A 12249-nucleotide genomic window follows, 5' to 3' on the forward strand; every position below is an offset into this window, starting at 1 on the left:
TTGAAACTGCTTCGTCATTCACAGCCCGATCCTAACCAGCTGACGCTGCAACTGGATTTCTTCACCCCGACGCCGCTTGAGACGAAGCAGGAAAACCCGCCACCGGCGTTTGTCGAACCCGAGCCATCCATCCCGGCGCCAGAGCTGACGCATCAGTCTCCGCTGCCGCCGATGTCGCCTCCTATCGGCCGTCCGGCCGAAGGTATGCGTCGCATCCAGCTGGGCGAACACCATATCGACTATGCCTTGCTGCGTTCCAAGCGCCGCTCGATCGGTTTCCTGATCAGCGATGAAGGTTTGCGCGTGACGGCACCGAAGTGGGTGACGCTGGGCGAGATCGAGAACGCCATCCGCGAAAAGCAGCGCTGGATTTTCACCAAACTCAACGAACGCCGTGAACGCTCGGCACGCCGCCTGCAACCGCAAATGCAATGGCGTGACGGTGCGACGCTGCCATATCTCGGTCAGGACGTGACGCTATGCATCCGCGCCAATCAGGCGACCGGTATTGCGTACGACGAAGAGACGCTGGAATTGACCGTGGGTCTGCCGGCAGACGCCGGCGAACAGCAATTGAAAGACCGCGTGCAAGGCTGGCTGCAAGCGCGCGCAAAAGAAACCTTCGCCGCCCGTCTACCGATTTACGCAGAGAAACTCGGCGTGACGTATCAGTCCTTCGCTCTGTCATCGGCAACGACCCAATGGGGTTCATGCACAGCTGATGGACGCATCCGCCTGAACTGGCGCCTGATGCATTTTGCCCTGCCGCTGATTGACTATGTGATTGCGCACGAGCTGTCGCACTTGCGTGAGATGAACCACAGCCCGCGTTTCTGGGCCACAGTGCAGTCCATCTTCCCTGAATTTGAAACGGCAAAGCGGGCATTGCGCGAGAGCGCCCCGGAAACCCTGCCGATTTTCTGACCTTTGATTTTCTGAACGGCCTGCTCATACGGTGCGTGATCGCGCCAATACGAGCAGGCCTTTTTCTTTTTTGCCACAGGCGTGCGTCTGCGGCAGACGCGCCTGGCAAGCCGGCTTACAGTCCCTTGCCTGGCTCGCTGTCTTTACGTTCAATGAACTCGATCTTGTAGCCGTCCGGATCGGTGATGAAGGCAATCACGGTGGTGCCGCCCTTGACCGGACCTGCTTCGCGCGTCACATTGCCGCCGGAGTTGCGCGCCGCATCGCACGCCTTGTAGGCATCATCGACCGATACGGCGATATGGCCGTAGGCGGTGCCCATGTCGTACTTGTCGACGCCATGGTTATAGGTCAGTTCCAGTTCGGCATGCTCAGGATTGCTGCCGTAGCCGAGAAAAGCCAGCGTGTACTTGTATTCCGGATTGTCGCTGGTGCGCAGCAACTTCATGCCTAATACCTTGGTGTAAAAATCAATGGAGCGTTGCAGATCGCCAACCCGCAGCATGGTGTGCAGAATACGCATAGTGAGCCTTTTGCCTAAGAACTTATCGGAGTGCAAGATTGTAGCGCTGTTCGGCGTGGCTTGCCGGATCTCAGGCTGCGAAGAGAAGTACCCGATGGCAAGATGGCATTAGTTGCGACGCAGCGACAAGCAAACATATCCCTCGTCTTTCCTTTACCATGAAGGCAGCAAGTTCGCCTATTCTGGCGAAGGGCTACAAGAAAGACAATTGCCAGAACGTGCAGCACATCAGCGATCTGCCCAATCGCACACAAAAGTGTGATGGGCAATAAGATGGAACAAGAACAATGCTCGCCGCCATAAAAAATAGTCGCCTGTTGCGTGAAGTCTCCGGCACCCTGCTCGTGATGCGCGAAACGTTCATTACTATTCTGCCGCTCTACATGCTGATGTCGCTGCTGGATCTGGCGTCAACACTGATCCCGGACAGTGGCAGCCAGCACAGCATCTATGGCGCAATCCAACTCATTTCCTTTCCGGTGAAACGCGCACTGCCGTTCGCAGTAGCGACGCTGCTTGGCTACAAACTGGCGCGTCATCGCCGTATCGATCCGTTGGTGGGTGCGCTGATCAGCGGCGTCAGCTTTGCCGTGGTGGTTGCGCCGATGGCTGCAGCCAGCGATAGCACGGTAGCGTCGATTCTGCCCAGCGTGTACAGCATTCTGCTTCCGCTGTTGTCGATCTTTTTGATGGTGATGATACGGCGCTGCCGTTTTTTGCAAATCGATGGCAAAGAAGTCAGCCATTTGCTGGCGACCAGCATCAACAGCATCGTGCCGGCAGTGTGCATCGTGCTGATCAACGGCTTGCTGTGGCGTTGGCTATCGTCACTGCTGATCAGCTCGATCAATAGTCCCGGCGACTACCTGACACACTTACCGGTGCTGGTTCAGGGCAGCATTCGTGTTGTGGCGGTACATGTGCTTTGGTTTCTCGGCATACATGGCAATTACGTCTACACCAGTCTGATGTATGGCAACGATCTGAATCAGATCGTTGCCCATCGGTTCACACTGGGCAGTCTGCTCAATACTTTCGTGCTGTTTGGTGGCGCCGGCGGTACGCTCTCGATGATGGTTGCCATTTTCTTGCGACGCCACACCATGCGTCAGAATGTGATCGCCAAGATTTCGCTGCCGTTGCAATTATTCAACCTGAACGACATCCTGATCTTTGGTTACCCCATCGTCTTCAATCCGTATCTGCTGGTGCCCTTCATCGCGTTTCCCCTGGTCGGATTCTGGTTGGCGTATGCGGTTGCCGCGCTGGATCTGATTCCTCTGGTCGAGAATGTGCATTGGATCATTCCCTTTGGCATCAATGCGTGGCACGCGGGTGGCGGCAGCCTGCTGACCATCGGCTTTCAGTTGCTGATGCTGATCATCGGCGCGGGCATGTACTACCCGTTTTTGGCATTGGAAAGCGGCGACTCGATCCGGCACAAACTGAAAAAAGTATTCGCCACCGAAGAATTGCCGGATGCTCAGCTGGAGGTCACCGAAGAAGGATACTTTCATCGGCAGCAGCAGGTCATGCAGTCGCATGCGCAAGCCATGGAGGCCTTCAAACTACTGGCAGCGGGCAAACTGGAGCTTTGGTATCAACCGCAGATCGACGTGCGTAGCATGCAACTGTACGGCTTCGAAGCCCTGCTGCGGTTGCGCATGCCGGACGGAAAAATCATCGGTCCGTGGTTTATTGAGAAACTCGAAAATGCAGGCTATTCCAATGCCCTCAACAACTGGGTCATCAACCAGGCGCTGGAAGATCTGAATCAATGGAAAGCCCAAGGTTTCGAGCCGCGCATCAGCCTCAACCTAACCGCCGATTTCCTGTCGTCGGAAGAAAAGGTGAAGGCCTTGCTGGCGCGCATCGACACCAGTCTGTTCCACCTGAATCTGGAAATGCTGGAAAGCTCGTTCACTGATCAGTTTTCCGATCTTGTGCGCAACGTCAACATGTTGCGCGACAACGGTGTGACCCTGGCGATCGATGATTTCGGCACTGGTTATTCCAATCTGGCGTTGCTGCACAAACTCGGCATCGATAGTGTCAAACTGGATCGCAGTCTGGTCGCGGACAGCGCTACACCGCGCGGTGAATTGCTTTACCGGGAACTATGCGGCTTGCTGAAAGCTTTCGATTACCGGCTTGTGGCCGAAGGCGTGGAGACGAAGGAACAACTGGAGTTTGTCAGTGCTTGCGGTATCGATATTGTGCAAGGCTGGCATTTTGCGGCGGCGCTGCCCCCGGCCGAAGCGATGCATTACGCGCCACCCATGCAGGCTGAAGCGCAAACTAAGGCAGACATGAATGCGACCTGAACCTAAACCTGACCGGGCCATCCGGCTGCCCGGTCAGGTCAATCTATGCGCCCAAGACGCAGCTTAGAACTGCTCCCAATCGTCTTCTTTGGCTGTTGCTGTCGTGGCCGGCAGACGCGGCGCATCATTCTTGCGCGCCAGCATCGGCGTCTTTGGTGTGACATCGTGTGAACGAGGTGATGCAGGCGTTGCTGCCGGCGAGGATGCATGCGTGAGGCGATTGCTGTCGATCTTGAACACACCGACGATCTGTGACAGATTGCTGGCCTGATCTTGCAACGATTGAGCAGCGGCCGCAGCCTCTTCCACCAGTGCAGCATTCTGCTGCGTCACCTGATCCATTTGCGTCACGGCCTGATTGACCTGTTCAATACCTTCGCTTTGCTCACGGCTGGCTTCGGTGATTTCGCCAACGATATCGGTGACACGCCTGACGCTGGCGACAACTTCGTTCATGGTCTGTCCTGCTTGCTCGACGAGCTTGCTACCGGAGTCAACTTTCTCCACCGAATCATCGATCAATGATTTGATTTCTTTTGCTGCCGCGGCGCTGCGTTGCGCCAGCGTACGGACTTCCGATGCGACGACGGCGAAGCCACGGCCTTGTTCGCCGGCACGAGCAGCCTCAACGGCGGCATTCAACGCGAGGATATTGGTCTGAAAAGCGATGCCGTCGATGACGCTGATGATGTCGACAATTTTCTTCGACGATGCATTGATCGATTCCATCGTATGCACCACCTTGCCGACGACGCTGCCGCCTTCGACCGCAACCGCTGAGGCCGATACCGCCAGCTGATTCGCCTGACGAGCATTTTCTGCGTTTTGCTTGACGGTGGAGGTCAGTTCTTCCATCGATGATGCGGTCTCTTCCAGCGAGCTTGCTTGCTGTTCGGTACGACTGGAAAGATCGAGATTACCGGTCGCGATTTGCGACGAGGCGGTAGCAATTGTGTCCGTGCCGTGACGCACCTGGCTGACGATATTGAGCAGGTTGTCATTCATGGAACGCAGCGCGCGCAGCAGTTGACCTGTTTCATCCTTGCTGCTGGCATCGAATTGCGACGTCAAGTCACCTGCAGCAACGGTCTCTGCAACTTTGACGGCGCGGCTCAATGGAGAAGTGATGCTGCGGGTGACAAGCCATGCGGTCAGTCCGGCAAAGACGATCGCGATCACGCTCAAGGCAATCACCAGATCGCGCGCTTCCTTGTATTCGTCGGCAACTTCCTTGGCCGCTGTCTGCATCAGTTCATTCTGATGCGTGATCAAGGATTCAATCGCTGTCATGTACGTCAACTGCAGAGGACGCACTGTTTGCAACAGCAGCAAGGTCGCGTCGTTCTTGGCGCCTGCAACCACCAATCGCAAGACCTCGTCACGACCGGTGTTGTACTGCGTGCGCGCATCGAGGATGGTCTTGATGAGTGCGCGCCCCTTGTCGCCAGTCACCAGTGCGTCAAGCTTCTCCAATGCGCCCTTGGTGTTGTCGCTGGCCTGACGGATTGTCTGCATCTCTTTGCTGAGGTCATCAGCATCTGTCATCAGCAATACGTTGCGTGAGGAGCGCGCGATCACATTGACGTTTTTGATGATCTCATTGGCCAGCACCGTCTTTGGATATTTGTCGTTGATGACCTCGTCCATCTGTTCATTGAGCCCAGACAGACGAGCCACACCGAGTAGCGCCATCGCTACCAGCAGCACTACCAGAAATCCAAATCCGATACTCAGGCGAGCCCCGATTTTCAAGTTCGTTAAGCGCATACATTTCCCCTTTATCTATTGAAGTGCGAAGTGCTGAGAATTCTGCTCAGAATCATGCAGATAAAACGTACTGGCCGACGGCTGGCTTGCCTGGCGCTGAACTACAGCCAAAGCGTATTGCCGATACTACGCGCCGAGAGGCCAAGCTTCAACCACATAGGATCAATGGCGGGCACTTTCTGCGATATGGCACTGCCGAGACCTTGGCGCACAGCAATTCTTTCCGCAGGGTATCCAGCACCACTCCCCGAGGCCATCGGGAAATTCCTGATACCGCCCCTTATCCATGTCGCTCAGGATGTAGTTGGTATTTCTCCAGCCCTATGCTCCTCATCGAACATCCCTGGGCTACGCTGGTGGCGCATCAGGATTCGCGTGACCCACATGATTCTGGCCATGCGAGTCGCAATGATGCGTCATCGCAGAAACGGGCTGGCAAAAGTCACGCCGTGGCGAAGTTCCGACAACCAGCATTTGCCGATGCCGCCCAGCAATTTATATTTTTGCACGTCAGCTTTGGTAAAGCGCGAACATTTTGCGCATTACGCAATATTTTAACAAAAAATTTGTCCGAAGGACTTTGCGTGTTACGCAATGTTAGCAGGAGAATTGGTAGATGAATATTGGCCAAGTCTTACGCAAGATACGTAAAGAACGAAAAGCGAGCCTGGAAGAAATTGCATTGATCGCAGGTACCGACGCAGCCAACTTATCCCGCGTTGAACGCGACAAGCAGCGTCTGACTCCCGACATGCTGGAAAACGTCGCCAAGGCGCTCGACGTTCCTGTTTCTTCGCTCTATCTCATCGCAGAACAGAACCTGCATCCCGCTAAATCTACGAACGACGCAGGCAAAGCAGCAGCGGCAAGATTGGAAGATGCGTTGTCTCGATTTATTTTGCTGTCCACGCAAGATCAGGAGTTGACGGTGGACTTTATGGAGTTACTGCTGAAGGCGGCGCGCAAATAGTCCGACAACACGCGAGGCAGCGTTCGCTATGTGTTGCATGCCGAAATCTGTGCAAGCGATCAGAGCAGAGCAGCGAATTTGCTTACCTGTAATTCAACCACCCTTCATCTACATCTAGGCGGCACGCTTTTTCTTGAGCACGTTTGCCAGTGCGACGAACTGCTCCATAGGCACAGCTTCCGGCCGCGCTTGCGGATCAATGCCGGCTTCGATCAGCTCAGCCTCGGTCAACAACCCGGCAACGCAATTGCGAATAACCTTGCGGCGCTGTGTGAATGCCTTGGTAACAACTTCTTCCAACAGGGACTGATCGCATTCCAGCGGCTGCGCCACCGGAATCATGCGTACGATGGCGGAGTCCACGCGCGGCGGTGGATCAAATGCTGTCGGCGGCACCACGAACATCAGCTCCATGTGATAACGCCATTGCAGCATCACGGACAAACGTCCGAAAGCCTTGCCGCCCGGTTCTGCGACCATGCGTTCAACCACTTCCTTTTGCAGCATGAAATGCTGATCCTGCACATGTGGCGCCAGCTCGGCGAGATGGAACAACAAAGGACTGGAAATGTTGTACGGCAAATTGCCGACCACGCGCAACTTGCGCCCCGCCGGAACCGGAATCGATGTGAAATCAAACTTCAACGCATCGGCGGAATGCACCTGCAAACGTTGCGGACTGAATTGTTTCTGCAGCCGCGCGACCAGATCGCGATCTAGCTCAACCACGTGCATGTGATCGAGCGACTCCAGCAACAGGCTCGTCATCGCTGCCAGGCCCGGACCGATCTCGACCATGATGTCATCCTTCTTCGGCGCAATGGCGCTGATGATGTCGTACAGGACGGTCTGATCGGTCAGGAAATTCTGGCCAAAACGTTTGCGGGCAATGTGTTTCATAGAGAGTTCTTGGCGCGGGCCATAAGCGCCGCAGTCCTGATGGCTTCGATCATGCTGCCGTGGTCGGCCTCGCCCAAACCCTTTGCCGCCAGATCCAGCGCCGTGCCGTGGTCGACGGAGGTGCGAATGATCGGTAGGCCGAGCGTGATATTGACGCCTTGGCCGAAACTGGCGAACTTGAGGACGGGCAAACCCTGATCGTGATACATGGCAAGCACGCAATCGGCGTGCTCGAGATATTTTTGCTGGAACAAGGTATCTGCCGGGTAGGGACCGGCCACATCCATGCCGCGCGCCTTGGCGGCATCCAGCGCTGGAATAATGACGTCGATTTCTTCGCGTCCGAGATAGCCATTTTCACCCGCATGCGGATTCAGGCCGGTGACCAGAATACGCGGTTTGGCAATGCCGAATTTATCGCGCAGATCGGCATGGATGATATCCAGCGTTTTACTCAGGCTATCGAAAGTGATCGCTGCGGGTACATCCTTGAGCGCCAGATGCGTCGTCGCCAACGCAACGCGCAGATGCGGATGTTCCCCGCCGGCCAGCATCATGACGACCTGCGGCGTGGAGGTGCGTTCAGCGAGGTATTCGGTATGGCCGGTGAATGGCACGCCGGCATCGTTGATGGTGCTCTTTTGCAGCGGTGCGGTGACAATGGCGTCGAAGTGCTTTTTCAGCGCTCCCTCGACCGCGACATCCAGCGCCTGCAACACCGCACGACCGTTACGCGCATCCAGCACACCGGGCACGATCGGCTCGTTGACGGGGCAGTCGATAACGGTGAGGCGATCTTGCGGAAAATCGGGCAGACCGGTATTGCGGAAGGCTTGCAGCGATATCGCCGACAACGCGATGGATGCATCCAGCCCGTGCGCGGTCTGTGCGAGATAGGCAGCGTCTCCGAGCAACACGCTGCGCACCTCGGCACGCAACTCCCATGCAGCTCGGATGGAAATCTCCGGCCCTATACCGGCCGGTTCTCCGCAGGTAATCGCCAGCGTCGGACGTTGGCGGAATTCAGAACGCGTTGCGGAGGGATGATCAGACATCAGAAATCAGTTGTCGTCAGTGCGGAATTCGACATAAGCGCGATCACGCAATTGACGCAGCCAGTCTTCGGTCGCTTCGTCAATCTTGCGCTCGCGGATAGCTTGGCGCGCAGCTGCACGGGCACGCTCTTTCGATGCATCGTCGGTCTTGCGCTCCACCACCTGAATCAGGTGATAGCCGAACGGCGATTCAATCGGCTGGCTGATTTCGCCTGGCTTCAGTTCGTTCATCGCGCGCTCGAATTCCGGCACGGTATCGCCTGGATAAATCCAGCCCAGATCACCGCCCTTGGATGCCGACAGATCATTGGAATACAGCTTGGCCAGTTCTTCAAAGGTAGCCGCCTTGTGATCCAGACGCTCTTTCAGCTCCAGCAATTTGCGGCGTGCTTCGGCAGCGGACACCACTTGATTGACCTTGATCAGAATATGGCGTGCGTGCGTTTGTTCGACGGCCGGTGCATCGGCCTTCGCAGCGCCGGTGGCGCGACGATCAATCAGTTTGACGATGTGAAAACCGTTACCGCTCTTGACGATCGCCGACACTTCACCTGGTTTCAGGCTGGCCACGGCATCAAGGAACAATTGCGGCAAGCGGTCCTGACCACGCCAGCCAAGATCGCCGCCGTTCAAGGCATCGTTGCTGTCAGAGTAGGTAGCTGCAGTTTTGGCGAAATCGGCGCCGGTCTTCAACTGGCGTAATACGTCTTCTGCGCGCTGGCGGCGTGCTGCGACTTGTTCCGGGGACGCGTTTTCCGGCACGCGAATCAGGATTTGCGCCAGGTTCAGATCTTCACGCTTGTTTGCGGCATTGGAGTCCGACGCCATGTAGTTGTCGACCTCGGATTCGGTAACCACCACCTTATTGTCGACTTCGCGTTCACGCAAGCGCTGCATGATGATTTCACGACGAATATCCTCACGGAACGATGGGAAATCCATGCCCTCTTTTTCAAGCTGAACCCGAAAATCCGCCATCGACAATTTATTTTGCTCAGCGATACGCGAGACTGCGCGGTCGAGCATAGTGTCATCGACGACGATGCCATTTTCCTTGGCCATTTGCATCTGGGCGCGCTCAACGATCATCCGTTCCAGCAACTGGCTTTGCAGTTGCGTACGCGGCGGCAACGCCATGCCTTGTGCGGTCAGACGCTTTTCTACCTGACGCAGGCGATCCGCCACTTCCTGGCGGGTGATCACTTCGTTATTGACCACGACAAGAATCGAATCAACTGGACGCGGTGCCCGCGATGGCGTTGCTGTCGGAGCAACTGGCGTCAGATTGACCGGAGGCGGTGTCAGGCCGGGGACAGCAGGCGTCGCTGTTGTCGCAAATTGTGCCTGGGCGCTGCCGACCATGCCGAGCGACATGCACAGCAAGACGATGCCGGACGTGATACGTACAGAAGAATGATTGCGCATGGAGAAGGAAGCGTTCATAAAAAATGTCGATTAATAACGGGTAATGTCGTCGGGCTTATTGATAAGCTGGTAGCCGGGAATGCTGCTGCTCAAGGCATCCAGCGGATTGGAACCGATCTTCGAGAAACCATTCAGCTCAAGCTGGATAAAGAACGATGTCGATGCCTTGGTCGACGATGTCGGGATGCGCTGCGCGACCAGACGGAACACCCAGCAATCAGCCTTGTACTCCATACCCAGCAAACCTTCTGCCACGGTTTTATCAGGAATGGAATAGTTGATGCGGCTGACAGCATACCAGCGTTGCGAGACTGGCCACTGTCCGGAGATGTCAAACTGTTTAAGCAGACCAGTGGAATTGGTTCTATCCAGGCGATAGGTAAGGTTCAGCACCTTCTTCGGTGCCGGCTGCCAGCGCGCGCCGAAATTCGAACGCACCATCTGACGCAAAGTTTCACTGTACTGAACAGTATTGTCGAGAGAGAGCTTGTTGGAAATCTGGCCGCCCAAAGATAGCAACAGATCGGATTTACTGCCGTTGATCGTCGTCGTCGTTCCGTCAAGAACTACTTTAGGATCTGCAAAATAGAAGCGCTGACCAACTGCCACGCGCAGACGTTCCAGGCCATTTTCTTCGATGAAGCGAGATACCAGCGCGCCCGTAATCTGGTTAGCGTCGCTAATGCGGTCATGACCGACGAAACGGTTTTCGCTGAAGATTTGCGCAAAGTTAAAGTCTGCGAGGCCGGAGTCAAAATTCGGGTACTGACTCTGATCGCGGTACGGCGTACGAACATAGAAAAGACGTGGCTCCAGCGTTTGGGTCATGTCACGACCAAAGATATTCGTGTCACGTTCGAAGGTCATCCCTGCATCCAGGGAGTAGGTTGGTACAACGCGCGTCAGATTGGTCGGCGCGCCGACGGCGACTTTATTGAGACGATAGGTTGTTGCATCCAGCGATGCTTTAGGTGTAATGAAATAGCCCGGGCGAATGATGGGGTAGGAAATAGAAGGCGTAGCGTACATACGATCACCGCCAACCATTTCTGATCCGGTTGACGTACCCACAGTATAGGTGTTCGAAAAGCGGGCAAATTCAGACGCGAAATTCAGATCAAACCCACCAACATCCTGACGGCCGGCGGTTAAATTCAACTGCGGCAAACGATCATACGGTTTCTGAATCGGGTTATTGACGTCTTGCAGCAACTGATACTTCGTCACATGACCGGACGCACTCCAATATTCGCCAGTGTAGTTAAGGCCCACATCCCGCGTCAGCAGACGCTGGGTACTTGCTGTAACAGAATGAGAAAAGTCACTTGGATAATCGTTGTCGGACGCTTTGTTGATATTCCAACCAAACACCAGATTGGGCGCTAGCGTCTGCGTATGCAGTGTCGACAGCGAATAACGTCCTGTCCCGGTAATACGATCCTGAATCCCCTCAACGCGCGTTTCACCGGAATAGGTTTCGCCCAGATAGCGCGCGTCTGCACCCAAGAGCAAACCCCGGCGTGCGATGTAACGCGGATACAAGGTCAAATCGCGATTGGGTGCGATATTGAAATAATAAGGTACCGTCAGCTCTGCACCACCGTTACTTGTCACTCCGAAAGTCGGTGGCAACACACCCGACTTTCGCTCGCCCGATAACGGGAACGACATCAGTGGAGCGCCGAGAATCGGCACGCCCTTGAAATACACCACGCCACTACGCATTGTGCCGACGTCGCGACCACTGTCCAGATCAAGCTTGGATGCCTGGATATACCAGTCCGGGTCGAGCGCTTCACAGGTGCTATAGGTTCCTTCGGTCACCAATGCCTGATCGTCGGACAGGAAATCGATTTTTTCGGCTTTGCCACGACCACCGTTTTTACCGAACAGGTAAGTCGGATTGTTTACGTAGCCCTTGCCGGAATCCATGTTCATCACGGCCTGGTCGCCGGTGTAACGATCCTGCAGACGCTTCATCCAGACGTGACCGGTGGCCTCAACTTCGTCCTTGATGATGCGGTATTCGGCTTTATCAGCCTTGATGGTGGTTTCGCCGCGCACTACTTCGACGTCGCGATCCAGATTGATCTGGCGGTCGGGGCGGCCGGTCATCTGTTCAGCACTGATATTGACAGGCGAATCCTTGTCGTCAGCGGCTGAAGGCTGCTTGCCTTGCGTGTTCTGGGTGGTCTGCGCCTGTGCAGAAATGGGTAAAACGGTCGTCGCTGAGGCAGCCACGACAAGGGACGTAAAGAAACGCGACATCCGCAAGTCGGCGAAACGGCCAAATGGAAACTTAAAAAAGCGGATCATGTAAAGAAGCGTTCAAACACCATGGCAGGCGATTTTTTGGATTTA

The 12249-nt window shown here is 55.4% G+C and carries 9 protein-coding genes; 3 read left to right on the forward strand and 6 right to left on the reverse strand.

Features of this window, described 5'->3' with window-relative positions:
• On the forward strand, window positions 1-924 hold the full coding sequence (locus hmeg3_RS19870; protein WP_094565269.1) for a M48 family metallopeptidase: 924 nt from the start codon (window positions 1-3) through the stop codon (window positions 922-924).
• A gap of 115 nt (window positions 925-1039) precedes the next feature.
• On the opposite strand, the gene gloA is transcribed toward hmeg3_RS19870, so the two are convergent.
• Window positions 1040-1447 (reverse strand): lactoylglutathione lyase, encoded by a 408-nt coding sequence (gloA, locus tag hmeg3_RS19875; protein ID WP_094565270.1) that lies wholly within the window; start codon window positions 1445-1447, stop codon window positions 1040-1042.
• A gap of 287 nt (window positions 1448-1734) precedes the next feature.
• Here gloA and hmeg3_RS19880 point away from each other — a divergent pair, with 287 nt between their 5' ends.
• Window positions 1735-3771, forward strand: a complete 2037-nt coding sequence (locus tag hmeg3_RS19880) for an EAL domain-containing protein (RefSeq protein WP_094565271.1) — start codon at window positions 1735-1737, stop codon at window positions 3769-3771.
• Window positions 3772-3834: 63 nt separating this feature from the next.
• Here the strand turns inward: hmeg3_RS19880 and hmeg3_RS19885 are convergent, their stop codons facing one another.
• Complete coding sequence (locus hmeg3_RS19885; RefSeq protein ID WP_094565272.1) at window positions 3835-5538, reverse strand: methyl-accepting chemotaxis protein; 1704 nt, start codon at window positions 5536-5538, stop codon at window positions 3835-3837.
• A 616-nt stretch (window positions 5539-6154) separates the two neighbouring features.
• Between hmeg3_RS19885 and hmeg3_RS19890 the strand changes: the two genes are divergently transcribed.
• On the forward strand, window positions 6155-6508 hold the full coding sequence (locus hmeg3_RS19890; RefSeq protein ID WP_094565273.1) for a helix-turn-helix domain-containing protein: 354 nt from the start codon (window positions 6155-6157) through the stop codon (window positions 6506-6508).
• Window positions 6509-6622: 114 nt separating this feature from the next.
• Here the strand turns inward: hmeg3_RS19890 and rsmA are convergent, their stop codons facing one another.
• The 4 genes from rsmA to hmeg3_RS19910 are packed head-to-tail and all read right to left on the reverse strand — an operon-like array spanning window position 6623 to window position 12204.
• Complete coding sequence (gene rsmA / locus hmeg3_RS19895) at window positions 6623-7408, reverse strand: 16S rRNA (adenine(1518)-N(6)/adenine(1519)-N(6))-dimethyltransferase RsmA (protein ID WP_094565274.1); 786 nt, start codon at window positions 7406-7408, stop codon at window positions 6623-6625.
• Entirely contained in the window at window positions 7405-8463 is a 1059-nt protein-coding gene (gene pdxA, locus hmeg3_RS19900; protein WP_094565275.1) for a 4-hydroxythreonine-4-phosphate dehydrogenase PdxA, read from the reverse strand. Before pdxA ends, rsmA begins: the two co-directional genes overlap by 4 nt.
• 6 nt (window positions 8464-8469) lie before the next feature.
• Window positions 8470-9906, reverse strand: coding sequence for a peptidylprolyl isomerase (locus hmeg3_RS19905; protein WP_232511749.1), 1437 nt, complete (start codon window positions 9904-9906; stop codon window positions 8470-8472).
• Between the two features lie 12 nt (window positions 9907-9918).
• A complete protein-coding gene (locus hmeg3_RS19910; protein ID WP_094565277.1) occupies window positions 9919-12204 on the reverse strand; it encodes an LPS-assembly protein LptD in 2286 nt (761 codons plus the stop codon).
• Window positions 12205-12249: the final 45 nt, after the last annotated feature.

Source organism: Herbaspirillum sp. meg3, assembly GCF_002257565.1.
Lineage (GTDB): Bacteria > Pseudomonadota > Gammaproteobacteria > Burkholderiales > Burkholderiaceae_D > Herbaspirillum.